The 25,183-nt window shown below is 73.5% G+C and carries 19 protein-coding genes; 10 read left to right on the top strand and 9 right to left on the bottom strand.

Translation table 11 applies throughout. The features are described 5' to 3' along the window. Positions 1-24: 24 nt before the first annotated feature. Together ACIBZJ_RS04505 and ACIBZJ_RS04500 are read right to left on the bottom strand one after the other, a co-directional pair. Complete coding sequence (locus ACIBZJ_RS04505; RefSeq protein WP_395925394.1) at positions 25-2,067, bottom strand: acetyl/propionyl/methylcrotonyl-CoA carboxylase subunit alpha; 2,043 nt, start codon at positions 2,065-2,067, stop codon at positions 25-27. Between the two features lie 8 nt (positions 2,068-2,075). Continuing rightward, positions 2,076-3,653: a carboxyl transferase domain-containing protein gene (locus ACIBZJ_RS04500; RefSeq protein WP_395925392.1), complete on the bottom strand. Its 1,578-nt coding sequence runs from the start codon at positions 3,651-3,653 to the stop codon at positions 2,076-2,078. Positions 3,654-3,708: 55 nt separating this feature from the next. Here ACIBZJ_RS04500 and ACIBZJ_RS04495 point away from each other — a divergent pair, with 55 nt between their 5' ends. The 3 genes from ACIBZJ_RS04495 to ACIBZJ_RS04485 all read left to right on the top strand — a co-directional run bounded on the left by ACIBZJ_RS04495 (position 3,709) and on the right by ACIBZJ_RS04485 (position 5,808). Further along, positions 3,709-4,464, top strand: coding sequence for a TetR/AcrR family transcriptional regulator (locus ACIBZJ_RS04495; RefSeq protein WP_395925390.1), 756 nt, complete (start codon positions 3,709-3,711; stop codon positions 4,462-4,464). A gap of 75 nt (positions 4,465-4,539) precedes the next feature. Continuing rightward, complete coding sequence (locus tag ACIBZJ_RS04490) at positions 4,540-5,457, top strand: AEC family transporter (protein ID WP_395925388.1); 918 nt, start codon at positions 4,540-4,542, stop codon at positions 5,455-5,457. A 51-nt stretch (positions 5,458-5,508) separates the two neighbouring features. Continuing rightward, positions 5,509-5,808 (top strand): hypothetical protein, encoded by a 300-nt coding sequence (locus ACIBZJ_RS04485; RefSeq protein WP_395925386.1) that lies wholly within the window; start codon positions 5,509-5,511, stop codon positions 5,806-5,808. On the opposite strand, the gene ACIBZJ_RS04480 is transcribed toward ACIBZJ_RS04485, so the two are convergent. After that, positions 5,791-8,019, bottom strand: coding sequence for a putative bifunctional diguanylate cyclase/phosphodiesterase (locus ACIBZJ_RS04480; protein ID WP_395925384.1), 2,229 nt, complete (start codon positions 8,017-8,019; stop codon positions 5,791-5,793). The genes ACIBZJ_RS04485 and ACIBZJ_RS04480 overlap by 18 nt on opposite strands. Before the next feature lie 74 nt (positions 8,020-8,093). On the opposite strand from ACIBZJ_RS04480, the gene ACIBZJ_RS04475 reads away from it, so the two are divergent. After that, positions 8,094-9,041 carry a thioredoxin gene (locus ACIBZJ_RS04475; RefSeq protein WP_395925382.1) on the top strand — a complete coding sequence of 316 codons (948 nt, stop codon included), beginning with the start codon at positions 8,094-8,096 and terminating at the stop codon, positions 9,039-9,041. 12 nt (positions 9,042-9,053) lie between these two features. Here ACIBZJ_RS04475 and ACIBZJ_RS04470 read toward each other — a convergent pair whose 3' ends face one another. Beyond that, on the bottom strand, positions 9,054-9,662 hold the full coding sequence (locus ACIBZJ_RS04470; protein WP_395925379.1) for a TetR/AcrR family transcriptional regulator: 609 nt from the start codon (positions 9,660-9,662) through the stop codon (positions 9,054-9,056). Between the two features lie 81 nt (positions 9,663-9,743). Here ACIBZJ_RS04470 and ACIBZJ_RS04465 point away from each other — a divergent pair, with 81 nt between their 5' ends. Then, entirely contained in the window at positions 9,744-10,727 is a 984-nt protein-coding gene (locus tag ACIBZJ_RS04465) for an oxygenase MpaB family protein (protein ID WP_395925377.1), read from the top strand. A 27-nt stretch (positions 10,728-10,754) separates the two neighbouring features. Here the strand turns inward: ACIBZJ_RS04465 and ACIBZJ_RS04460 are convergent, their stop codons facing one another. Both ACIBZJ_RS04460 and ACIBZJ_RS04455 read right to left on the bottom strand, forming a co-directional pair. Continuing rightward, positions 10,755-11,492 (bottom strand): PIG-L deacetylase family protein, encoded by a 738-nt coding sequence (locus ACIBZJ_RS04460; protein WP_395925375.1) that lies wholly within the window; start codon positions 11,490-11,492, stop codon positions 10,755-10,757. A 3-nt stretch (positions 11,493-11,495) separates the two neighbouring features. Further along, positions 11,496-12,371: a TIGR03619 family F420-dependent LLM class oxidoreductase gene (locus ACIBZJ_RS04455; RefSeq protein WP_395925373.1), complete on the bottom strand. Its 876-nt coding sequence runs from the start codon at positions 12,369-12,371 to the stop codon at positions 11,496-11,498. 77 nt (positions 12,372-12,448) lie between these two features. Between ACIBZJ_RS04455 and ACIBZJ_RS04450 the strand changes: the two genes are divergently transcribed. The 3 genes from ACIBZJ_RS04450 to ACIBZJ_RS04440 all read left to right on the top strand — a co-directional run bounded on the left by ACIBZJ_RS04450 (position 12,449) and on the right by ACIBZJ_RS04440 (position 18,954). Next, on the top strand, positions 12,449-15,640 hold the full coding sequence (locus ACIBZJ_RS04450) for a LodA/GoxA family CTQ-dependent oxidase (protein WP_395925371.1): 3,192 nt from the start codon (positions 12,449-12,451) through the stop codon (positions 15,638-15,640). Positions 15,641-15,736: 96 nt separating this feature from the next. After that, positions 15,737-16,498, top strand: coding sequence for an ABC transporter ATP-binding protein (locus tag ACIBZJ_RS04445; RefSeq protein WP_395925369.1), 762 nt, complete (start codon positions 15,737-15,739; stop codon positions 16,496-16,498). Beyond that, positions 16,495-18,954 (top strand): FtsX-like permease family protein, encoded by a 2,460-nt coding sequence (locus tag ACIBZJ_RS04440; RefSeq protein WP_395925367.1) that lies wholly within the window; start codon positions 16,495-16,497, stop codon positions 18,952-18,954. The genes ACIBZJ_RS04445 and ACIBZJ_RS04440 overlap by 4 nt, the downstream gene beginning before the upstream one ends. Here ACIBZJ_RS04440 and ACIBZJ_RS04435 read toward each other — a convergent pair. Further along, the gene (locus ACIBZJ_RS04435; protein WP_395925365.1) at positions 18,944-20,200 is read right to left on the bottom strand and encodes an MFS transporter; all 1,257 of its coding nucleotides are present in this window, start codon (positions 20,198-20,200) and stop codon (positions 18,944-18,946) included. The genes ACIBZJ_RS04440 and ACIBZJ_RS04435 overlap by 11 nt on opposite strands. Before the next feature lie 72 nt (positions 20,201-20,272). On the opposite strand from ACIBZJ_RS04435, the gene ACIBZJ_RS04430 reads away from it, so the two are divergent. Together ACIBZJ_RS04430 and ACIBZJ_RS04425 are read left to right on the top strand one after the other, a co-directional pair. After that, on the top strand, positions 20,273-21,298 hold the full coding sequence (locus tag ACIBZJ_RS04430; RefSeq protein ID WP_395925363.1) for a DUF5937 family protein: 1,026 nt from the start codon (positions 20,273-20,275) through the stop codon (positions 21,296-21,298). 105 nt (positions 21,299-21,403) lie between these two features. Then, complete coding sequence (locus tag ACIBZJ_RS04425) at positions 21,404-23,068, top strand: acyl-CoA synthetase (protein WP_395925361.1); 1,665 nt, start codon at positions 21,404-21,406, stop codon at positions 23,066-23,068. Here the strand turns inward: ACIBZJ_RS04425 and ACIBZJ_RS04420 are convergent. Together ACIBZJ_RS04420 and ACIBZJ_RS04415 are read right to left on the bottom strand one after the other, a co-directional pair. Further along, positions 23,043-24,095: an FAD-dependent oxidoreductase gene (locus ACIBZJ_RS04420; RefSeq protein WP_395925359.1), complete on the bottom strand. Its 1,053-nt coding sequence runs from the start codon at positions 24,093-24,095 to the stop codon at positions 23,043-23,045. The two genes, ACIBZJ_RS04425 and ACIBZJ_RS04420, sit on opposite strands and share 26 nt — an antisense overlap. 58 nt (positions 24,096-24,153) lie before the next feature. Beyond that, the gene (locus ACIBZJ_RS04415; RefSeq protein WP_395925357.1) at positions 24,154-25,005 is read right to left on the bottom strand and encodes an alpha/beta fold hydrolase; all 852 of its coding nucleotides are present in this window, start codon (positions 25,003-25,005) and stop codon (positions 24,154-24,156) included. Between the last annotated feature and the right edge of the window lie 178 nt (positions 25,006-25,183).

Raw genomic sequence — 25,183 nt, 5'->3', positions numbered from 1 at the left:
CCGGCGCGCCCGGCGCGACGACTGCTACGCGGAGCCCTCGCCCGCCGGTCCGGTGGCCGCGAGCGTCATCAGCGGGGCGTCCTTGGCGACGGTGGCGCCGGGGCGGGCCCGGAGATCGGTGACCGTGCCGTCGACCGGCGCGGTGAGCACGTGCTCCATCTTCATCGCCTCGACGACCGCCAGCGTCTGACCGGCGGTGACCTGCTCGCCCTCGGTGACGGCGACGACCGTGACGGTGCCGGGCATCGGCGAGAGGACCGGCCCGCCCGATCCGGACGCCGCGGCCGCGGTCGCGTCGAGCGCCTCGTGGTCGCGCAGCGCCCACGTGAGCCCGTCCCGCCCGACCCACAGCACCCCGGACTCGTCCCGGGCGACCGCGTAGACCCGGGTCACGCCGTCTTGCGTGTGGCGCACCGCGCGCCCGCCGGGGGCCGACGGCCCGCCGCCGGCGGTGGCGATCCGGATCGGACCGCTGCCGTCGATCGTGATCTCGGCGCCCCCGGCGCGGCCCCGGTAGCGGACTTCGGCCGGGTCGTGGCCGCTGACCGAGAAGCGGCGCGTGGTCCAGGCCCGGTCGCCCAGGCGCCAGCCTCCGGGGAGGTCGAAGGGATCGGCGGAGGCCGGGTCGGCCGGTTCCGAGTCGAGGAGGGCCACTCCGGTCGCGACTCCGACGACGTCGTGGGGCAGGTCCTGCGCGGTCAGCGCGTCGAGGCGTCGACCGACCAGGCCGGTGTCGAGGTCGCCGGACCGGACGTCCGGATCGGACAGCAGTGCCCGGAGGAATCCGATGTTCGTGCCGAGACCGAGCAGCACGGTCTCGGCGAGCGCCGCGTCCAGGCGGCGCAGCGCCTCCGCGCGGTCGGCGCCGTACGCGATGACCTTGGCCAGCATCGGGTCGTAGTCCGAGCCGACCACGCCGCCCTCGGCGATCCCGGAATCCACCCGGACCCCGCCGGGCTCGCGCAGCGCGAGGATCCGGCCGCCGGTGGGGAGGAAACCGGCGGCCGGGTCCTCCGCGTAGACGCGGACCTCCACGGCGTGGCCGGTCGGCCGCAGCGGACTCGGCCACGGCGTCTTCTCGCCGGCCGCCACCCGCAGTTGCGACTCGACCAGGTCGACGCCGTAGACCTCCTCGGTGACCGGGTGCTCGACCTGGAGGCGCGTGTTCATCTCCATGAAGAACCAGTCGTCGGGGCGGTCGCCGGCGACGATGAACTCCACGGTGCCGGCGCCGACGTATCCGCAGGCCCGGGCGGCGTCGCACGCGGCCGCGCCCATCGCCTCCCGCTGCGATTGCGTCAGCAGGGGAGAAGGTGCTTCTTCGACGATCTTCTGGTGCCGCCGCTGGAGCGAGCACTCCCGCTCGCCGAGGTGCACGACGTTGCCGTACCGGTCGGCCAGTACCTGGATCTCGATGTGCCTCGGGGTCGTGACGAGCCGCTCGACCAGCAGCGTGTCGTCCCCGAACGACCCCCGAGCCTCCCGCCGCGCGCTGGCCAGCGCCTCGGCGAGGTCCGCGGCCCGATGCACCTCCCGCATCCCCTTGCCCCCGCCCCCGGCGGACGGCTTCAGGAGAACCGGGAAACCGATCTCGACGGCGACGGCCGAGAGTTCCGCGTCCGACCACCCGCTCCGACCGGCCCCGGCCGACGGGACCGCGCCGTCGGAACCGGGCACGACCGGGACGCCGGCCCTGGCGACGGTCTGCTTCGCCCGGATCTTGTCGCCCATGGCGTCGATCGCGCTCGCCGGGGGGCCGATGAAGACGAGGCCGGCGGCCTCGCACGCGGCCGCGAACTCGGTGTTCTCCGACAGGAACCCGTAGCCGGGGTGGATCGCCGCCGCCCCGGTCGCCCGCGCGGCCGCGATCAGCGCCGGAATCGACAGGTACGACTCCGCCGCCGGCGCCGGCCCGAGACGGACGGCGACGTCGGCGGCGCTCACGTGCGGAGCGTCCAGATCGGCATCGGAGTACACCGCCACCGAGCGGATCCCCAACCGCCGGAGCGTGCGCAGCACGCGAACGGCGATCTCCCCGCGGTTCGCGACCAGAACGGTGGAGAACATGAGGCCCCTCACATCCGGAAGACGCCGAAGGCGGGATCGGCCAGCGGCGCGTTGGCGGCGATCGAGAGCGACAACCCGAGCACCATCCGGGTGTCGGCCGGGTCGATGACCCCGTCGTCCCACAGCCGGGCGGTCGAGTAGTACGGGTGCCCCTGTGATTCGTACTGGGCCCGGATGGCGGCGGGGTCGGCGCTGCCGACCGTGCCGAGCACGGTCGCGGCCTGTTCGCCGCCCATCACCGAGATCCGCGCGTTCGGCCACATGAACAGGAACCGGGGCGAGTACGCCCGGCCGCACATCGCGTAGTTCCCGGCGCCGAACGACCCGCCGATCACGACGGTCAGCTTCGGCACCCGCGTGGTCGCCACCGCGGTGACCATCTTCGCGCCGTGCTTGGCGATGCCACCGGCCTCGTAGTCGCGTCCGACCATGAACCCGGTGATGTTCTGCAGGAACACCAGCGGGATCCCGCGCTGGTCGCACAGCTCGATGAAGTGCGCGCCCTTCATCGCCGACTCGCTGAACAGCACGCCGTTGTTCGCGACGATCCCGACCGGATGCCCGTGGATGTGCGCGAACCCGGTGACCAGCGTCGCCCCGTAGTCGGGCTTGAACTCGGCGAACCGGGACGCGTCGACGACCCGGGCGATGACCTCCCGCACGTCGTACGGGATCCGCGGGTCGGTCGGCACCGCGCCGTACAGCTCGCCCGGATCGACCACCGGTTCCTGAACCGGGATCCGCTCCCACGGCGACGGCGCCCGCGGGCCGAACGTCGACACGATCGAACGGACGATGCGCAGCGCGTCCGCGTCGTCGTCGGCGAGATGGTCGACCACCCCGGAGACGCGCGCGTGCAGGTCACCGCCGCCGAGTTCCTCGGCGGTCACCACCTCACCGGTGGCGGCCTTCACCAACGGCGGGCCACCGAGGAAGATCGTCCCTTGATTCCGGACGATGACTGCCTCGTCGGACATCGCGGGGACGTACGCCCCGCCGGCCGTGCAGGACCCGAGCACGGCCGCGACCTGCGGGATGCCGAGACCCGACAGCTGGGCCTGGTTGTAGAAGATCCGTCCGAAGTGCTCGCGGTCGGGGAAGACGTCGTCCTGCGCGGGGAGGAACGCGCCGCCGGAGTCCACCAGGTAGAGGCAGGGCAGCCGGTTGTGCAGCGCGACCTCCTGGGCGCGCAGGTGCTTCTTCACCGTCATCGGGTAGTACGTGCCGCCCTTGACCGTGGCGTCGTTGGCGACGATGACGCACTCGCGGCCGGAGACGCGGCCGATGCCGGTGACCAGGCCGGCCGCGGGAGCGTCGCCGCCGTAGAGATCGTGCGCGGCCAGCGGCGAGAGCTCGAGGAACGGCGAGGACGGGTCGACCAGCGTGTCGACGCGCTCGCGCGGCAGCAGCTTGCCCCGCGCCACGTGCCGGGCCCGGGACCTCTCCGGCCCGCCCAGCCGGGCGGTCGCCAGAGCGGCGTTCAGGTCGGCCACGAGGGCGCGGTGAGCCGCGGCGTTGCGCGCGAACTGTTCGCCGCCCGGATCGGTCTTGGTGCCAAGTGCCCGGGTTGCCGCCTGGGTCGTCACACCCGGACCGTAACTGACCGCCCGTACGGTCAGCAAGACCCCTAGAATGGCTCTCATGGCCGGACGCAGCCCCCGCGCGAGCTCACGTGACGCGATCCTGCACGTGTTCGCCGAGCACGTGGCCGCGCGCGGTTACGCCGACACCAGCCTGGGCGACGTGGCCGCCGAACTCGGGCTGAGCAAAGGCACGATCGTGCACCATTTCCGCAGCAAGGAGGCCCTGCTCGGGGAGCTGCACGTCGCGTACTTCGGGCGTCGGTTCGCCGAGGCGGAGTTCGTCCTGGACCAGCTCGGCGACCCGGTCGAGCGGCTGGTCGCGATGGTCTACGCGCTGCTGGCGGCCCACCGCGACGACCGGGCGGCGAGCCTCGCGTGCCTGCGGGAGCTGGTCCGGTACTTCGACGGCGAGCTGAACGACTACGTGCGGCAGCAGCGCACCGGGTACACCGAGATCGTGGTCGGGATCGTGCGCGACGGCGTGCGGCGCGGGGTGCTGCACACGACGGACCCGCGGATGTCCGCGCTGCAGATCTTCGGTATGTGCAACTACGCCTGGACCTGGTACCGGCCCGACGGCCCGCAGTCGGTCGAGGAGATCGCCGGCCGCTTCGCCCGCGACATCCTCGGCGGCCTGTCCCACCCCACCGATGACGACACCGCGCTCGGCGACCGGATCGCGACGGCGATCGAGACGGTCCGGCGGGCGCCCGGCCGCACCCCGCGTCCACCCCTCAGCCGGACGCCGGCCGGGCCGCGGCGCAGCGTTTCCTCGATCGTGCCCGGCGGCAGCGGGAGTCGCCCGGGCACGTGAGCTGGCTCTCTCCGGCTCAGTAGGGCTCGATTTGCGGTTTAACGTCCTCGGCGTGCCTCCTCGGGTAGATCAAGAGTGACCGGCGCCGTCTCCGGATTCGCGGTGATCGGGCTGCTGATCGCGGTCGGCTTCGTCCTCGGCCGGCGCGCCACGCTCGGCTCCGGCGCCCAGCTGGTGCTGGCCCGGCTCGCGGTCACCGTGACGACGCCCTGCCTGCTGTTCACGACCGTCACGCACGCCGACCCGTCGCTGCTCACCGCACCGGCCGCGCTCGTCCCGATGGTGACCTGCCTGGCCGCGATGATCGCCTTCGCCGTGGTGGCGCTCGTGCGCCGCTGGCGCGGCGAGGTCCAGGTCATGGGGACGATCGCCGTCGGATTCGGCAACTACGGCAACCTCGGCATCCCGGTCGCGTCGTACGTGCTGGGCAACGCGGCCCTGGTCGCACCGCTGATCCTGGCGCAGCTCGCGGTGCAGGCGCCGGTGGCGATGTCGGTGCTGGAGCTGCGCGGGCCGAACGGGGGGAGCGTCCGGCAGCGCGTCCGGGCGGTGGTGACCAACCCGGTACTGGTCGCGACCGTGCTCGCGCTGCTGGTCGCGGCCACCGGCGTGCACGTGCCGTTCGTGGTCGCCGAGCCGGTCCGGATCCTCGGTCAGGTCGCGGTGCCTGTGGTTCTGCTGGCGTTCGGGATCTCGCTGGTCGGCAGCCCGCTGCCGGGACGCCACGGCGACCGCGGGCCGCTGGCCCTGATCGTGCTGCTCTCCGCGGTGGGCCGGCCGGCGCTGGCCTGGCTGCTCGCCGGGCCGGTGCTCGGCGAGCCGGGCCCGGTCGCGTACGCGGCCGTCGTGCTCTCCGCGCTGCCGGCCGCGCAGAACGTCGCGGTGTGGGCCGCGCACTACGACGTGGCGCCGCGGCTTGCGCGGGAGTCGGTGCTGATCACGACGATCCTCGCGCCGGTGGTGATCATTGCGGCGACGGCATTTCTCCGCTGATTTCGTCCAGTGCCATACTTCTTCCGCTCAATGTGGAAGGAGTGTCGCACCGTGCTCGTTCGTGCTTCATCCAATGGTGTTTCGCTCGATGCTCCCCGGGACTTCACGACGCTGTCGCTGATCCTGGAAGGCCCCGGCGCCGAGGTGGCCGCCGCACGGGTGGGGGAGTGGATCGACCCCGACCACCTCGTCGTCCCGGCGGAGACGCTGGCCACGATGGCCGGCCCGGTCGCGGCCGAGACCGGCTGGCGCGCCGGATTCGACCAGATGATCGCCTACGCGACGCAGCGGGGCTTCCTCGACGCCGCCGGCCGGATCCGGATCCACGTCGAGTCACGTTCGGGCGGGTGACTCCCGGCGGGGCGCGGCCAGGATCATCGCGTCCAGCTCGGAGGCCTCGCTCGGCCGCGCGAACAGGTACCCCTGACCGATCGTGCATCCGAGCGCCTGCAGCTCGGTGGCCTGCGCGGCGGTCTCGATGCCCTCGGCGACGATCGAGAACCCGAGGATCTGACCCAGCCGGATGATCGCCTCGGTCACCGCGGCGCCGTGCCGGGTGCCGTTGAGCTGCCCGACGAACGACCGGTCGATCTTGAGGATGTCGACCGGCAGCCGGGTCAGGTAGTGCAGCGCGGAGTACCCGGTACCGAAGTCGTCGATCGCGATCCGGACGCCCCGGCTGCGCAGTTGGGTGAGCACCGGGATCGCGGTCCGCTCGTCGACGATCGCGGTCTCGGTGATCTCCAGGACGAGCCTGTCCGGCGGCAACTCGCTGCGCTGCACGATCGCCAGCACGTCGTCGATGAACGACGGATCCTCGAGCTGGCGCGGTGACACGTTGACCGTGACGTAGACGGTCTGCCCGTGCCCGGCGTCGGCCCAGCGGCGGACCTGACCGCAGGCCTGTTCGAGGATCCAGCGGCCGATCTCGTGGATGGCGCCGCTGCGCTCGGCGACCGGGATGAACTCGGTCGGCGAAACCGTGCCGAGCGCCGGGCTGTGCCAGCGCAGCAGCGTCTCGGCCGCGATCGGGAGGCCGGTGGTGAGGTCCACCAGCGGCTGGTAGAGGACCGAGAGCTCCCCGGCCGCGCAGGCGCCGTCCAGCTCGGCGGCGAGCAGCGCATCCCGGTTGCGCCGGTCGGTCATCGACGGCTCGTACGCCTTCCAGCCGTGCGCCCCGGCCCGCTTCGACTCGTACATCGCCAGGTCGGCCTTGTGCTGCAGGTCCTGCGGGCTGTCGTCGCCGTCGCGGACGGCGAGCCCGATGCTGGTGCGGATCGTGATCAGGTCCTCGCCCTCGCGGATCCGGGTGTCCGCGAGCGCGGACAGCACTCGCTCGGCCAGGGCGACGGCCTGGCTCTCGGTGCTGACGCCGGTTTGCAGGATGACGAACTCGTCCCCGCCGACGCGGGCCGCGGTGTCGCCGGCGCGGATCGCCTGGCGCAGCGTCCGGGCGAACGCGACCAGCACGGTGTTGCCGACCTCGTGGCCGTACCGGTCGTTGATCTGCTTGAAGCCGTCCAGGTCGAGCAGGAGCAGCGCGATCGGCTCGCGGCGCTGCACCGCCCGTTCGGTCGCCTGGCGCAGGCCGGTGAGGTTGGCCAGGCCGGTCAGCGGGTCGGTGACGTTGCGCGCGCTGCTCTCGCGGAGGCTGATCAGCTGCCGGACGGCCAGCGCGCTGGTCATCACGGTCTGGCCCATGACCAGCCCGCCCCAGAGCAGGAAGTCGTTCTCGCGGATCGTCGCGACCAGCATCATCACGTTACCGACCACCACCGCCGCGTACGGCAGGTGGGTGGACCAGGCGGGCATCCGGCCGGACCCCCGGCGCGGGGTGGTCTTCCGCTCCTCCATCGCGCCGATCGTCATCAGCAGCGACGCGAGCACCAGTGCGCCGGAAGCGGCCGCGTCGTCCGTCGCCTGCTGGCCGTGGATGCGGACGGCGGAGAACGCGATGTCGCCGACCGCGTACAGCAGCATCCCGCCCAGCAGCAGCGCGAGTGGCCGGGTGAGGTGGGCGACCGCGCCCCGGAGCAGTACCGCGAACACCGCGGCCAGCAGCAGCAGGTTCCCGAGCGGGTAGCCGAGGTCGAACAGCCAGTGCCCGGAGTGCCTGTCGTGCAGTGCCGGGTGCAGCACGTAGTACCAGGCGACGATGAATGCGCTGCTCAGGACCGTGGTCGCCTCCGCGAGGAAGGCCCAGCGGTGGCGGCGGTCGAGCCGCTCGGTCGTCACGTTGAGACAGGCGGTCGAGAGCGCCGCGAACACCGCCAGGCCGGGCACGACGGCCAGATACCACCAGACGAGCCCGGGCCTGACCGCGTCGACCGTGAACAGCACCGTGGAGAGCAGCGAGAGGCCCCGGCCGGCCGCGACCAGCGCCCACGTCGTCCGGGCGGCCGATCGGAGGGCCGCCCGGACGCTGTAGAGCAGCCCGAGCCCGTCCAGGGCGACCAGCGAGAGACCGAACACGGAGTCGTGCAGGGCACGATCAGCCAGGCCGGCGACCTGGCCGGCCAGGGTGACCACGATCACCGCGACGACGGCCCGGTGTTGCCTCACGTCGGCTATATCGGCGGGCGGCGAGCCCAGATGAATGGACGACCGGGCCGAGTGGGAACGGCTACGGTGAGCCCATGCCGGATCGCGTGCCGTTACCGCGGCTCGACGGGGCGTCGGCGTGGATCAACTCCGAGCCGCTGGCGCCCGCCGAGCTCCGCGGCCGCGTCGTCCTCGTCCATTTCTGGACGCTCACCTGCATCAACTGGCTGCGGCAGGAGCCGTACGTGCGAGCCTGGGCGCAGGCGTACCGGGACGACGGCCTGGTGGTGCTGGGCGTGCACACGCCGGAGTTCTCGTTCGAGCACGAGGTCGAGGGCGTCCGGCGGGCGGTCGCCGCCCGCGGCATCGGCTACCCGGTCGCGGTCGACAACGACTACGCGATCTGGGAGGCGTTCGGCAACCGGTACTGGCCCGCGCTGTACTTTGCCGGGCGCGACGGCGTCCTGGCCGACGAGCACTTCGGTGAGGGCCGGTACGAGGAGTCCGAGCGCGTGCTCCAGCGGCTGCTGCACGTGAGCCGGGCGCCGGTGACGCCCGCGGTCGCCGGTGCCGGCGTGGAGGCGGCGGCCGACTGGCGTCACCTGGGGACGCCGGAGACCTACCTCGGGTACGCGCGCGGTGAGCGGTTCGCGTCACCCGGGGAGGCCGGGACGGAGCCGAGCGTCTACCGGCTCCCGGAGCGGCTCCGGGCGAACCACTGGGCGCTGGCCGGTGAGTGGACGTTCGGCCGCGAGCGGGTCGCGCTGGTCCGGCCGGGCGGGAGCCTCGCGTTCCGCTACTCCGCGCGCGACGCGCACGTCGTGCTCGACGGCACCGGTGAGCCGATCCCGTTCCGCGTGCGCGTCGACGGCGAGGCGCCCGGGGCGTCGGCCGGCGCCGACGTCGACGCCGCCGGGGCCGGCGTCCTGCGCGAGGGCCGTCTCTACCAGTTGCTCCGAGCCCCGGGCGAGGTCCGCGAGCGCACGCTCGAGATCACGTTCGACGCCCCCGGCGCCGAGGCCTACGCGTTCACGTTCGGCTGATCCGGCCGCACGTCACCTCGACGCGCCCTCCCGGAGCCGGCGGGCGGCGCGGGTCTGGAGGGCCAGGGCGAGTTCCACCGCGGTGTCGACGACCGCGTCGAGGTCGGAGCCCAGCCGGCCGTCGGCCCACTGGCGGGCGAGTTCGGTCATCGCGCCGGTGAACAGGGTGGCTGCCACCAGGGTCGGGAGACGGGGGTTTCCGCTCCTCGCGACCAGGCCGTCGAGCAGGCTCTGCTCCGCGGCCCGGCGGCGGGCGCCCAGCGACGGAGCGTCCGCGAACAAGACCCGGCCCCGGCGCGGATCGTCGCTGATGAGCTGCAGGACGCTGCGGACGCCCGCGCGCGTGCGCGCGGCCGCGTCGGGTGACGCGGTCTCCACCGCCTCGGCCAGCGTGGCGCCGAGCGCGGCCGCCTGTTCGTCGTAGATCGCGCCGAGCAGCTCGGTCGTGTCGGCGAAGCTCTCGTAGAAGTACCGGGTGTGCAGCTCGGCCTCGCGGCACACGGCCCGGACGGTGAGCGCCGCCTCGCCCTCGTCGCCGAACAGCCGGTACCCGGCCCGGACGAGCATCTCGCGGCGCCCGTCCCTGCGCTGGCCGGCGGGGACGCCCGCCCATCGGGTCATCCGACGACCCTATCAAGTCTGGACACGGCCGTAGCCAACTGCTTAGTCTGGCTACGGTCGTATCCAGACTGGAGGTCGCAGATGCCGAACCGATTGGCGACTCGTTTCGAGCGGTCGTTCGACGCCGACGTCCGCACGAAGTTCTTCCGCCACCTCGAGTTCCGCGAGCCGGTCGGAGATCCCGGCTGGTTCGGGCCCGGCAGCGCGGTCTGGTACGTCCACTCGCACACCCCGGCGCTGGTCCTCGGCCTGGTCGCCGCGGCCTATATCGAGGGGCTCGACCCGAGCATCAGCTGGATGGGCTACGACCACTCACGCCTGGTCGCCCGGGATGCCGCGGGCGTGCCGACCGGCGCCATCGATCCGGAGGGCGGCGCGGTCCGGCTCGGGCACTCGGTCTCGTTCTTCATCGGCACCGCGTACGGCACCACCGAGACCGCCGAGAGGCTGGCCAGGACCGTCCGGGCGATGCACCACACGGTGAAGGGCGTCCGCCCGGACGGTGTGCGCTACGACGCCGACGAGCCTGAGTGGCTGCGCTGGAACTACGCCACGGTCGTCTGGGGGCTGGCGACCGCGCACGAGCGGTACCACTCCGCGCCGCTGCCCGACATCGACGAGTACTACGCCGAGTTCGTCCGGGTCGGCGAGGCGCTGGGCGGCACCGGCCTGCCGCGCACGAAGAAGGAGGTCGCGGACTGTCTCGAGTCGTACCTGCCGAAGCTCGCGGTCACGCCGATCAAAGCCTTCGGCACCGGGCCGAACCTGCGTGGGAACGGGGTACCGCCGTGGCAGCCCGGCAGTGCGTTCCTCGACTGGGCGGCCCGCGACATGCTGCCGGGGTGGGCCCAGAAACTGGCGCTCTACCAGCGTCCGAACCCGGTGTCGCTGCGGTGGAAGCGCCGGGTGCTCAAGTCGGCGGTCAACGGGATCTACACCCCGCTGCGCGAGTTCCGTGAGGCGCAGGCGCGGACGGCGTCCGGGACGGCGGCTCCGGTCGCCACGACCGCTCCGGCCGTTCCCGACCCGGCCCGCACCCGCGAAGAGGTCGAGGCCGCGCTCTGAGGTCAGTCGTCCAGCGGAGTCCGGTGCCTAGAGCAGGCCCAGGGAGAATACTTCGAAGCTCGCCGCGTAGCGGACGCCCATCCGGGTGCCGGTCGGGCGGGCGAAGCCCTCCAGGTACTCCTCGGCGTCGAAGTCACCGGCACCGAGGCCGCGCAGGTAGAGCCCGTGCGCCTCGAGCGAGCGCACCCCGGCGTCGAACGTGTCGGTGATGTCGACGCCGTGCTGCCCGCGCGGCGACGAGGCCAGCCAGACTTCCCTCACCTTGTGGGGCTCGAGACCCTCGTCCTCGATCTGGTCGCGGAAGATCCAGCGGTTGCCGGCGTCGCGAGCCGCGTCCAGGACGGCGCGGCCGGTGACGATGTGGTCGGACATGTTCAGCGCGGCGCCCTCCGGATCCCAGCTGTCCCGGAAGTTGTTCGTGATCACGACCTCCGGCCGGCGCCGCCGGATCACCCGGGCGAGCTCCCGCCGCAGCGGGACGCCGTACTCCAGCACGCCGTCCGGCAGCCCGAGGAACTCGACCGCCGAGACGCCGACGATGCGCGCCGACTCGCGCTGTTCCTGTTCCCTGGCCGGGCCCGCGGTCGCCGGATCCATCCCGTCGATCCCGGCTTCGCCACTGGTCAGCAACGTGTAGACGACGTCCTTGCCCTGCGCGGTCCAGCGGGCGATCGCGGCGGCGGCCCCGAACTCGAGGTCGTCGGGGTGGGCGACGATCGCGAGCGCGCGCTGCCAGTCTTCGTCGACCGGCGTGAGGGGTTCCATGCCCTAATACTGCGCGATCACCTCGTCCGCGAAGCGCAGCGTCGCCTCGCGCATCGCGGCGGCGTCGCCGAAGCCGACGCGGTACTGCCACCACGGCGCCGCCTGGCACTCGGTGACCCCGGCCTCCTCCATCCGGCGGTAGTCGTCCCGGCTGACGTTGCCGACCGGCCCGGCGACGATGTCGAACGGCTCGTTCTCCCGCCCGTACTCCCGGCGCAGCTCGTGGAGCCGCACGCAGGACTCGATGATCTTGTCGGGCGTGGTGTTCACCGAGATCCAGCCGTCGCCGACCCGCGCGGTGCGCTTGAGCGCCGGTTCGCTGTGCCCGCCGACGTAGATCGGCACCGGCCGGTCGGGCGCGGGGGAGATCATCAGCCGGTCGAAGTCGTAGTGCGTGCCGTGGTACTCGACCCACTCCGGTCCGTTGCCCGCGCACACCAGCTTGAGGATGTCGATGGCCTCGTCCGTCCGCGCGCCGCGCGTCCGCATCTCGGTGTGCGTGAAGGTGAATTCCTCCGGGATCCACGACAGACCGACGCCGAAGGCGAAGCGGTTGCCCGACATCACCGCGATCGAAGCGACGTGCTTGGCGGTGAGCAGCGGGTCGCGGAGCGGGAGCTTGTAGACGTTCGTGTGGAACCGCAGCCGGCTGGTGACCGCGGCCATCGCCGGAATCGCGACGAACGGATCGATGAATTCGGTCTCCGGTTTCCAGAACCGGCTGCCGTCCTTGGTGTACGGGTACTTGGCCGAGACCTTCTCCGGGAAGAACACCGAATCGGGCATCGCGACGGAGTCGTACCCGGCCTCTTCGGCCGTGCGGGCGAGATCGAGGAGCCGGTCGGCAGGCACCAGCGCAGCAGCCAGAGTCCATTTCACGAGCCGTGACGTTACCCGCCCGAACCAGAACACGTTCTATTTCTGGGAGTTTGCCCAGGCGCCCTAGGATCGCCGCCGTGACGACGGTCTACAAAGTTCATCCGGCAATCGGTGTCGCTCGTGTGGGCAACAGCCCCGAGGAGCACTTCGTCGGGCCCGAACGCCCGGACGAGTACCCGGCCCCGGCCGACGGCTTCAAGGACGACGCGTGCCGCGTCAAGCGGCAGGCCGCCCGCTTCCGGGTCTTGGCCCACCACGACGACGGAACCGTCCAGGAGGTCACGTCGGCGCAGGCCACGATCGCCTGGACCGTGCACCTGGCCAACGGCAAGGCCGCGTTCGACGGCCGCGGCAACACCGAACCGGCCGCCGACCTCACGATCGACCCCGGCCCCCGGACGCTCGACGGCCCGAAGCAGTCCGCCCGGTTCGACACCGGAACGATCCACTTCGCCGGCCAGCCGGTCGTCACGGTGCCGCTGGGCGAGATCGTCAGCGACGAAGACGGCCGGCTGCTGGTGCTGGGTGGCACGGGCGCGTCCGCCTCACCGGCCGGCAACGGCATCCAGGACTTCTGGGGCAACCCGGGCTGGTACGACGACGTCGCCGACGGACCGGTGACCGCCACGCTGACGCTGCCCGACGGGTCGTCCCCGCCGGTGGAGGGCGCCTGGGTGCTGGTCGCGCCGCCGAAGTTCGCGCCGCAGCAGCAGAACGTCATCACGTTGTACGACCGGCTGCTGCCCCGAATGGTGGAGATCGGCCTGGCCACCGAGCCGACGACCACCTCGTACACCCGCGACATCTATCCGATCCTGCGGCGCGCGGCCGACAGCCGCTGGGTCAAGGACGTCGGCCGCGCGCACTCCTGGGCGCACCCGGTCACCGACCAGCGCACCGTCAACCGCATCGCCGGCCGGTTGCGTCCGACCGGCGACATGCCGCTGCTCGACGGCGAGGACGCGGTGCTGACACCGATCCAGGCCGCGCACGTCGCCCGCTGGAAGGCCGGGACGTACACCAACGACTGGGCCGGCGAGCCCGTGCCACCGGCGGGCGTGACCCCGGACGGCCTCGACCGGGCCGCCCTGGAGGCCTGCGTCGGCGGCGCGTTCTTCCCCGGCATCGAGGCCGGCGGGCAGAGCGAGGGCGTGCGCCCGATCCTGGAATCCGCCTACACGGCCGCGTTCCGGCTCGACCACGCGCAGGTCGCCGCGGGCGCGATCACCGCGTCGATGGCGTTGCCCTGGCAGGCCGACTTCTCGGCCTGCGGCGACACCTGGTGGCCGGTCCCGCGTCCGAACGACGTGTTCGGCGACGTCGCCGCGACGACGCAGATCCGCTGGGACCGGGACGTCAGCAGCGGCGAGGAGATGGTGGCCCACTGGCACACGCTGGGGTTCGTCGTCGCCCGGGACACCGGGGGTGGCGTCGTGCGTCACGTCGAGACCGAGCACTGCGTCCCGGCGCCGATCACGCTGCTCACCCCGCACGTCTCGTTCGACGACGTGGCCCAGGGGCCGCTCGGCATGGTCAGTGAGGCCGTGCTGTCGATCCGGCTCGCCGTGCACTCCGCGACGACGCTCGAACTGGTGGCGCCCGACCATCCCCAGCTCGAGGCGCTGACCCGGAGCGTCACCGTCGACCCGGCCGACAACCCGTTCGCCGACTTCGCGATCGCCTACCGGACCGGGGTCGCGCCGTCGTCGCTGCCGACCCAGACACTCACGGTCCGCGAGCCGTCGACCGGAACGGCCTGGGCGGTCACCGTCGACGCGAACACGGTCGCCCGCCGGGCGACCGCGACCGCGCTCGTCGTCGACCGGTCCGGGAGCATGGCCACCGACGGCCGGCGTGACGCCGTCCGCCGGGCCGCGACCGTGTTCGCGGCGCTGCTGCCCGAGGGCGACGGCGCCGGGGTGGTCGGATTCGACGCCGACGCCGAGGCGCTCCAGCCGGTCGGCGACACGTCGGTGGTGGACACGCTGAACGGCGACCGGCTCGACCCCCGGGGAGCGAGTTCGATCGGGGACGGAGTGGTCGCCGGAGTGGGGCTGCTCGGTGCCGCGTCCGGATTCGGGAGCGAGGCGCTGGTCGTGCTCACCGACGGGCTGGAGAACGCTCCGGCCGCGCTGGCCGACGTCAGCGCGGACGTGAGGGTTCCGACGTACGTGATCGAGGTGGGGCAGCCGCACTCGATCGGCGTACCGGCCCTGACCGACCTGACCGCGAACAACGGTGGCTACGTGCTGACCTGCACCGAGGGCGACGCGGTCGACGCGGCGCTGGACGTGGTCGCCACCGTCACCGGCGCCGAGGTGGTGACCGAGGCGGCGGGCCGGCTCACCGACGGCACCGTGCTCCGGATCCCGTTCTCGCTGACCGACGCCGACGGCGGCTTCGACGTCGTGCTCCGGTCGTCCGAGTCCGTCGACTTCCGGCTGCAGACGCCGAACGGCCTGCTGATCGAGCCGTGGTACGCGCTCCAGCAGCCGTCGATGCGCTACGGGACCGGCGACGGGCTGGCCTGGTACCGGATCGCGCTGCCGGTGCAGCCCGCCCCGGGCCGGTTCGAGCAGGGCGGCACGTGGAACGTCGTCGTCACGCCCGGCGCCCCCCGCCTGGAGCCGATCGGAGGCGCCGGGGGAGAGGCCCACGGATTCGCGGCCGCGAACCCGGCCGCCACCGCCGACGTGCGGGGCCGGACCGACACCTCGATCCTGCACGGCCTCCGTCACCGGCCCGTGCCCCACGTCGCCGGCGGTTTCGCCGCCGCGGTGGTCCCGGCCGAGCCTCCCCAGCAGTGGCGTTCGGAGCGCGAGCGCGCGTACGCGGTGATCTCCGGGCCGGAGGTGGACGCACCTGCGGCGTTCGCCGCCGCCGCTCCCGAGCCGGCCGGGACCCCGTTCCAGGTCCGGGTGCACGCCTGGTCGAGCATCTCGCTCCAGGGATTCGCCACCCAGAACGGCTTCGCGCCCGGCTCCGAGGTCGCGCTCGGCGCGAACCTCGCGCAGTCCGGCCAGCCGATCACCGCCGACGCGGTCGTCTCCGCCGAGGTCGTGACCCCGACCGGCCAGACCCGGGCCGCCGACCTGACCAGCAGCGACGGCTCGCTCTACGAGGGAACGTTCACGGTCACCGACCCCGGCACCTACCGCATCCGGTTCACCGCGTCCGGCCGCGCCCGCAACGGCCAGCGTTTCACCCGCGAGCGCCACGCCACCGCCGCGGCCTGGGCCGCGGACACCCCGGTGCCCTCCGAGGGGTAGCGCAGGCTGTACTCCGGTTCGCCCGTAGGCTTCATCGTGGCCGGCCTCGCCGAGAAATAGCGTCTCCGTACAGCCACAACACGGAGAGGCATCCCGATGTCCGTCCACAATGAAGCCGTACGGGTCGAGCAGCTGACCCGCGTCTACGGCACCGACCGGCAGCCGGTCACCGCGCTGGCCGGCGTCGACGCGGCGTTCCACCGCGGTACGTTCACCGCCGTCATGGGGCCGTCCGGGTCGGGCAAGAGCACGCTGTTGCAGACCGCGGCCGGCCTCGACCGGCCGACGTCCGGGCGGGTCTGGCTGGGCGGCACCGAGCTGTCCGGCCTGTCGGAAACGAAGCTCACGAAACTGCGCCGCGACCGGATCGGCTTCGTCTTCCAGGCGTTCAACTTGCTCGGCGCGCTCACCGTCGAGGAGAACATCCTGCTGCCGTCCCGCCTGGCCGGCACGCACGTCGACCGGGACTGGCTGGCCGAGGTGGTGGAGCGGGTCGGTCTCGCCGACCACCTCCGGCGCCGGCCCTCGGAGCTGTCCGGTGGCCAGCAGCAGCGCGTCGCGATCGCGCGGGCCCTCGTCACCCGCCCCGAGGTGATCTTCTGCGACGAACCGACCGGAGCCCTCGACACCCGGACCGCCGCGGACGTCCTCACGCTCCTGCGTGCACTCGTCGACACGCACGGCCAGACCGTCGTCATGGTGACCCACGATCCGGTTGCCGCCTCCTACGCCGACCGCGTGCTGGTGCTCGCCGACGGCCGCCTGGTGCTCGACCTCCCGCAGCCCGGCGCCACCCGCATCGCCGAGGTGCTCGCCGGCCTGGGCCGCAGCCGGGTCTCGCAGGGAGCACGGGCATGATCGCGGTCCGCATGCTCCGGTACCGCTGGGGGAGCGCGGTGGCCACGCTGGTCGCGCTGGTCACCGGCGTCGCGATCCTGATGGCGATGGGTACGCTCGTCGAGTCCGGCCTGCGCTTCCATCCCGAACCCCAGCGTTACACCGGGGCCGACGTCGTCGTCGCCCGGCCGGAGGTCGTCCGCACGAGCAAGACGTTCGACGGCGACACCGAGACCAGCCGCGTCCGCTTACCCGGCGGCACCGTTCCGGCCGGTCTGGCCGACCGGATCCGCCAGGTGCCGGGCGTCGGGAGCGTCGTGGCGGACGTCTCGATCCCGGTGACCGTCGGCTCGGTCCCGGCCGCCGGGCACGGCTGGAGCAGCGCGGCCTTCGGCCATTCCCCGCCGTCCGGCTCCGCACCCGCGTCCGACGACCAGGTCGTCGCCGACACCCGCCTCGGGCTCGCGTCCGGCGCGCCGGTCGACGTCCTGGTCGGCGGTACGGTGCACCGCTTCACGGTCACCGGTCTTTTTCATTCGGACGCGACACCCGCCACGCTGTACTTCTCGGACGCCCGGGCCGCCGCGTTGAACCCGAGCCCTGGCCGCGTGGCCGCCGTGCTGGTGCGCGCGTCGTCCGGTGCGCTACCGGCGATCCGCGACCTGGCCCGGGCGGACGGCGCCGGCGCCTACACCGGCGACGACCGGGCGCGGGCCGAGCCGAGCGCCGCCCTCGACGGCCGGGACCTGCTGCTGCAGCTCGGCGGCGCGTTCGGCGGGTACGTCGCGCTGCTGATCGGGTTCGTGGTGGCCGGCACGGTCGGGCTCTCGGTGCGGCACCGGCGGCGTGACCTGGCGCTGCTGCGGGCGATTGCGGCGACCCCGGCCCAGGTCCGCCGGATGATCATGGCCGAGGCGGCGCTGCTCGGCCTCCTCGGTGCGCTGATCGGGCTGCCGCTCGGCGTCCTCGCGACCCGGTGGGTGCACGGTGAGCTGGTGGATCGCGGGTTCGTGCCGGGCTCGCTGCCGATTCTCCCCGGAGTGCTGGCGGCCCCGGCCGCGGTGCTCGCGACCTCGCTCGTCGCGGTGCTCGCGGCGCTGGCGGCGGCCCGGCGGGTGGCGAAGATCCGGCCGACCGAGGCGCTCGGTGAGGTGGCGGTGGAACCGACCGGCGGTGGCCGGGTCCGGCGGATCGTCGGGGTGGTGATCCTGATCGGCGCGGTGGCCGCGGCCCCGGCGGCGATCGGCACGGGCGGACTGGTCGCGGTGACGTCCGCGGCCGGGATGCTCTACCTGCTCGTGCTGGGTGTCGGGCTGCTGGCGCCGGAGATCAACACGTTCGCCGCCCGGGTGCTCGCGCCGGTGCTGCACGGCCTGTGGCGCTCGAGCGGCTACCTGGCCGCGGCGAACCTGCGGGCGAACGCCCGGGGCGGCGCGACCGTGCTCACCGCGCTCGTGCTGGCCGTCGGGCTCGGCGGCTCGGTCTGGTTCCTCCAGGACAACCTCCAGCGGACGACCGTCGAGCAGCGCCGGGACGGGACGCTCGCCCAGCAGGCCGTGGTCTCGCCCACCGGGCTGCCGGAATCCGCGGTCGACGAGATCCGGCGGCTGCCGGGCGTCCGGAGCGTGACCGAGGTGCGGCAGACGACCGTGGTGGCACCGGTGTTCGACGGGCTGGAGACGGCGGGGGCGCAGGCCGTCGACCCGGCGACCGTGCGGTCGACGCTCGACCTGAAGGTGACCGAGGGGTCGCTGGCGCGCCTGGGGAAGGACACCGTGGCGGTGTCGGACCTCCGGGCGTCCGGGTCGGGGTGGAAGGTCGGGGACACCGCGTCGATCACGCTGGCCGACGGGACCCCGGCGAAGCTCGAGGTGATCGCGATCTACCAGCGGGGACTCGGGTTCGGGGACCTGACGCTGGCGTCGGCGACCGTGGCCGGGCACACGCCCACCGGTCTGGCCGACTCGGTGCTGGTCCGCGGAGCGTCCGTGCCGGGGCTGGAGGCGGTGTCCGCTCGCTACCCGGGGAGCGCGGTCGTGACCCGGGAGGACCTCGGAGCCGGGCTGGCCCGGGACCTGGCCGTGAGCGCCTGGGCGAACAAGCTGCTGATCGGGGTGCTGGTGGGCTTCGCGGCGCTGGCCGCCGCGAACACCATGGTGGTGGCCGCGCTGGCCCGGCGGCGGGAGCTCGCGGTGTTGCGGCTGGTCGGGCTGACGACCGGGCAGGTGAAGCGGATGGTGCACGCCGAGCAGGCCGGCCTGCTCGGGGTCGCGCTGGTGATCGGCGGCACGATCGCGGCCGGGACGCTGGTGGCGGTCGTCAACGCGCTGACCGGCAGCCCGGTCCCGTACGTCCCGCCGCTGGGTGGCGCCGCGGTGGTGGCCGGCGCGGCCGTGCTGGCCCTCGCCACGACCGTTCTCCCGATCGGACGCCTGCTGCGCACGTCCCCGGTGGAGCACCTCGGCGTCAAGGAGTAGGACCGGCGTCGGTTCGCGGTTCGCGGCGCGCTCGGCCGGCCACCCGATGCGGATCGCTCGTCCTCCGGAAGTATCGGAGGACGAGCGCGTCGGCGAGGAGCGCGGCGACGCCGCCGGTCGCGATGACCCGGTGGACCGGGGCGAACTCGGCCGCGACGCCGGCCAGGGTCATGCCCAGGCCCTGCGAGGTCATCGCCCCGGCCGTGAGCAGGGTCATCGCCCGGCCGCGGAGGACGGGCGGGACGGCGTCGAGGAACCAGTGGTCGACGCCGAACGTGTAGACGATCCCGCCGCCGATGCCGATCTGGCACAGCAGGGCCCAGAGCAGGGACGGCCGGGCGGCGTACCCGAGCGGCGGCAGCGTCGCGAGCAGTACGACGGGGGCCGAGATCGCGACCCGCGCGCGGGCGCTCAGGAACGTGCCGGCCAGCAGTGATCCGCCGATCGCGCCGATCGGCATCCCGCACATCAGCAGCCCGAGCCCGGCCGGGCCGGCCCCGAGCGAGGACGCGTACGGCGTGAGCAGGGCCTCCGACACCACGACGAACATCGGCGGCACCCAGGCCAGCAGGAGCAACGCCCGGACGCGCGGCCGCGCGGCCAGCCGCCGGGCTCCGCCGAGCGACGCGGTGAGGAGCGACCGCCCGGCCTCCGCATCGGCGCGAGGCGGGCGGGCACGCGTCCCCGCGCCGATGATCAGCGCGGACACCAGGAACGTCAGCACGGTCAGGCCGAGCACGGTTCTCGGCTCCACCACGGCCAGCAGCAGGCCGCCCGCCGCGAAACCGCCGAGCTGCGCGCCCTGCGAGACCACGCGCAACAGCGAATTGCCCAGCGGGTAGACGTCCGGATGAGTGAACACGTCGGCCAGGGCGGCGGCGCGCGTACCGGCGAAGACCGGTGCGACCGCGGCCAGCAGGCAGCGCAGGAGCAGCAGCCCGGCGATCGGCAGGCCGGGCACCACGAGCCCGGCCGCGCACCCGGCGCACGCCAGGTCGCAGACGACCATCACGCGCCGGGCCGGCAGCCGGTCCGCGACCGCCGAGAGCACGGTGCCCCCGGCGACGTAGGGCAGCAGGCCGAGCGCGAACGTCAAGGCGCTGAGCAGCGGCGAGCCGGTGAGGCGGTAGACGAGCACGGACAGCGCGATCTCGCAGACGACCGTGCCCAGCGTCGAGAGCAGGTGCGCGGCGAAGACCACGCGGAACTCCCCGACGGCGAGCACGGTGCGATAGGTCGGACGCATGGGCGGAGCGTGCCTTTCGCCGTGTCCGCGGCCTAGTGTTCCGGGCACAGCCGAATCACCGCGGGAGGATCCGTGCCGTTGCGGTTCCGGTTCGCCGGTGAAGACCTGCTGCGCTGCCGGTTCGCGGTGTCGCCGCTGTGCGAGACGCACGAGGCGGTCCGGACGCTGCTGCGCCCGGCGCGTCACGGGTTCCACCGGAGCTGGCTGGCTCGCGCCGACGGCCTGGAGCTGGGTCCGCTGCCGCTGGTGATGCCGGTCCGCGGCTACACACCGGACTTCCTCGGTCCGCCGCCGGACGCGCCGCTGGGCCGGGTCGCGGAGTTCGCCGACGAGATCGCCCGCCTGCGAGCCACCGACCCGGCGTTGGCGCACGACGAGATGCGTGCGTCCTTCGAGAGCACCCGGCACGAGCCGCCGAAAGCTGCCGCCTCGCGTCCGGCGGGTCCGGCCGCGCGGCGGGCGGTGGAGACAGCGCGGCGGGCCTTGCTGGACGACCCGGTGTCGGCCGTGCGGGCGCTGGCGGACGCGACCGAGCGGGCCTGGGAGGTGCTGGTCGCCCCGGACTGGCCGCGGCTGCGGGACGTGCTCGAGGCCGACATCGCCGAGCGCTCACGGCGGCTCGCCGAAGGCGGCCTGCAGTCGCTCTTCGCCGACCTGCACCCCGACATCAGCTGGGACGGCGACACGCTCGCCCTGCGCGGCGGCAGCACCGCCCTCGGCGATCAGGACCTGGCCGGCCGCGGCCTCCTGCTCCTGCCCAGCGTCTTCGCGTGGCCCGACACGATCAGCGGCTTCGCGCCGCGCTGGCAACCGACGCTGATCTACCCGGCCCGGGGCATGGCCCGGGCCTGGGAACCGGCCGGGCGACCGGCGCTGGCCCTGGCCCGGCTGCTGGGCGCGAACCGCGCCGCGCTCCTGACCGCGCTGCACGCGCCGGCCTCGACGTCGGCGTTGGCGGCCCGGCACGGCCTGGCCCTCTCGACGGTCTCCGGCCACCTGGCCGTCCTCCGTGACGCGGGCCTGCTCACCTCCCGCCGGGTGGTCCACGAGGTCCGCTACGCGCGGACCCCGCTCGGCGACGCGCTGGTGGAACGGTGAACGTCGGCGAGCCGGGCCGCACGCCGGAACCGGCCCCGGACGAATCATTGTTCACTTAGGATCACGGCATTGCGCCGAAGTTTCCCCACCGTTTCGGGAGACCACGTGACCAGCTTCACCCTGTCGCAGGTGTTCCGGACCGTGGCCGAGTCCATCCCGGACACCGAGGCCATGGTCCGGCGAGACCGCCGGCTCACCTACCGCGAGATGGACAATCGGGCCGACGGCCTGGCCGCGTACCTGGTGGCGACGGGGCTCGGCGCGCAACGCGACCGCGCCGCGCTCCGGGGCCACGAGTCCGGCCAGGACCACGTGGGCCTGTACCTGCGCAACTGCCCCGAGTACGTCGAGGCGATGGTCGCGGCGCACCGGGCCCGGCTGGCGCCGTTCAACGTCAACTACCGGTACGTGGCCGAGGAACTGCTGTACCTCCTCACCGACGCCCGGGCCCGCGCGATCGTCTACCACGCGGAGTTCGCGCCGAGCCTGCAGGCGATCCGCGACCGGCTGCCCGACCTACGGGTCCTGATCCAGGTCGCCGACGACAGCGGCAACGACCTGCTCGAAGGCGCGGTCGCGTACGAATCGGCGGCCGCGACCACGGTCTCGGGCCTGCCGGAACCCTCCGGCGACGACTTGCTCATCCTGTACACCGGCGGCACGACCGGCATGCCCAAGGGCGTGCTCTGGCGGCAGGACGACGTCTACGTCGCGGCGATGGGCGGCACCCCGTTCGGCTCGCCCGACCCCTGGCCGTCCTACGACGCGATCGCCGCCGCGGCGGCCGCGAACCCCGGCGGCCAGCGGGTGCTGATGATCCCGCCGTTCATCCACGGCGCCGCGCAGTGGAGCGCGTTCTACACGATCACGAACGGCGGCACGGTGGTGCTGCTCGACGACAACCGGCATCTCGACGGTGCCGAGGCGCTGCGGCTGATCGTGGGCGAGCGCATCACGTCGATCCCGGTGCTGGGTGACGCGGTCGTGCTGCCGGTCGTCGAAGAGATCGAGCGGGCGATCGACGCCGGCCGGCCGTACGACCTCTCGACGCTCGCGGTGATCTCCAACGGCGGTGCGCCGCTCTCGCCGGGGATGCGCGAGCGGCTGATGCGCGTGCTGCCGGACCTCCTGCTGCTCGACGCGGGCGGCGCCTCGGAGACCGGCGTCCAGATGAGCGCGCTCTCGGCGAGCGGCGCGATGACCGAGGCCGGGGTGTTCGACGCGCACGAGCAGACCGCGGTCGTCCACGACGACCTCTCCCGCGTCCTGGAGCCGGGAGAGGGCCAGGGCTGGCTGGCCCGGCGCGGCCGGATCCCGCTCGGCTACCTCGGCGACCCGGGCAAGACCGCCCGTACGTTCCCGCTGGTCGGCGGCGTTCGGTGGTCGCTTCCCGGCGATCGGGCCGCGTTGCTCGAGGACGGCCGGGTGCGGCTGCTCGGCCGGGACAGCGCGACGATCAACACCGGCGGCGAGAAGGTCTTCGCCGAGGAGGTCGAACGGGCGATGCTCGCACACCCGGCCGTCCGCGACGTGATCGTCTCCGGCCGCCCGTCGGAGCGCTGGGGCAGCGAGGTCGTGGCGATCGTCGAGATGAACCCGGAGGACGACCCGACCGACGACGAGCTGAACGCCGAGGCCGGCCGCCACGTCGCCCGCTACAAGCTGCCGAAGCTGATCATCCGGGTGCCCGCGATCGTCCGGTCCCCGTCCGGGAAGGCCGACTACCGCTGGGCCGCCGACCAGGTCACGCAGCGAGCCGCGGACGGCTGAGGTACTTCGAGAGCGCCACCGCCGCCTCGCGGCCGGCCCGGTTCGCGCCGACCGTCGACTGCGACGGACCGAAACCGATCAGATGCACGCGGGGCTCGCCCACCACCTCGGTCCCTTTCATCCGGACGCCACCCAGCGCGCCGCGCAGGGCGAGCGGCTCGAGATGGGCCAGCGCGGCCCGGAAACCGGTGGCCCAGAGGATCACGTCGACGCCGGTGAACGTGCCGTCGGCCTCCCGCACGCCGCCGGGTTCGATCGCGGTGAACATCGGCCGCCGCGCGAGTGCGCCGCGGTCGCGGGCCGCCCGCGCGTAGGGCGTCCAGATCAGGCCGGTGTAGGAGACGATGCTGCCGGTGGGGCGGCCGGCGGCCGCGTCCGCGGTGACCTTGGCGATCGTCTCGCGGCCGGCCACCTCGGGGTCGAACTCGCCGTCACGGAAGACGGGCTCCCGGCGGGTGTACCAGAACGTGGTGGCGAACCGGCTGATCTCCTCGAGTTGCTGAACGGCGGAGATCCCGCCGCCGACGACCGCGACGCGGAGGCCGGCGAAGTCCTCGGCCCGGCCGTAGCCGGAGGTGTGGAGCTGGACGCCGGTGAACGTCTCCCGGCCCGGGTAGGCGGGAAGCACCGGATTGGTCCAGGTACCGGTCGCGTTGATGATCGCGCGGGCCCGCCAGGATCCGGTGCCCGACTCGACCACGAGGTCGTCGCCGTCTTCGCGGACCGCGGTCACCCGGACCGGGCGCCGGATCGGGAGGTCCAGTTCACGCTCGAACGCGGCGAAGTAGCGCGGGATCGCGGTGCGGCTCGGCTCGTCCGGGTCGATCGGCGGTTTCGGGAAGCCGGGAAGATCGAAGATGCCGTTGACGGTCGCCATCCGCAGCGAGTCCCAGCGGTGCTGCCACGCCCCACCGGGCGCGGACTCCGCGTCGAGGACCACGAACGGCAGACCGCGGCGCCGGAGGTGGTAGGCCGCCGAGAGCCCGGCCTGTCCCGCACCGATGATCACCACGGTCGTTCGTTCCACGTCGGGTGGAACAGCACCGGAGTGGTGGTATTCCGGCCGGGCCCGGACCCGGTCCGGGCTAACTCCGGAGGAAGTCGAGCAGGTGCCGGGCGACCGGGCCCGGCTGCTCGAGCTGGAGGAAGTGACCGGCGCCGGTGAGCAGCGCGGACCGGGACGACGGACCGATCCGCGGCTGCGCCACCCGGAACCACGCGGGGTCGAGCGCGCCGTCGCGATCACCGTGCAGGTAGAGCAGCGGCACCCGGGGCTCGTCGAACGGCACGCGGGCGCGGCGGTAGTAGGACACGACCGCCTCGGCGTGCGCGCGGTCGGGCACGGCCTGCTTCAGACGTTCGATGTCCTCGGTGGCGTCGTACCCCGGTGACCAGCGCCTCCACAGACGCCGGACGAGCCACTCGAAGTGACGCTCGGCCAGGCCCGGCACCTGGTTGTAGCCGATGTACCAGGACCGGAACGGCTGCCGCGACATCGCGCCGAGCCAGGGCCGCAGCGACCCGCGCCGGGGGTGCATCCAGCCGAGGGGAGGCACGGCCAGCGCCGCGACCCGGGCGAACGGCGAGCCGGGCGAACCGGCCAGCGTCGTCGCGGTGATCGCGCCCCAGTCGTGGCCGACCAGCGCGGTGGTGTCCGTCCCGCCGAGTCGTTCGTGCAGCGCGATCGCGTCGGCCGTGAGCGCGCGGACGGAGTAGTCGCCCGGGCAGCCGGACGGTGCGTAACCGCGGAGGAACGGCGCCGCCACCCGGTACCCCGCCTCGCCGAGCAGCGGGCCGACCGTGCGCCACGTCCAGGCGGTGTCGGGGAACCCGTGCAGCGCGATCAGCAGCTCACCGTCGGGTGGTCCCCACTCCAGGACCCCGGCCGCGTGCGTCGGCAGCGGAACGGAGTACTCCCTCGGCGCCGTGGGCGTCATGCCACCGCACGCTAGCGGTTCGCGCGGGCCCCCGTGACGAACTCCGGCCGGTGGCCGGATCGCGCTGCCCGGGCCGGGGGGGAGCGGCCGCCGCCGGCGACGGTGCGCTATCTCACCGGGCGGTTCCCGACCGGCGCCGGCCCGGCGCGTGATCGAATCGACGCATGTTCCGGGCGAT

This window comes from Cryptosporangium sp. NPDC051539 (assembly GCF_044454545.1).
GTDB lineage: Bacteria > Actinomycetota > Actinomycetes > Mycobacteriales > Cryptosporangiaceae > Cryptosporangium.
This window is presented reverse-complemented; position numbering and strand designations above follow the sequence as displayed.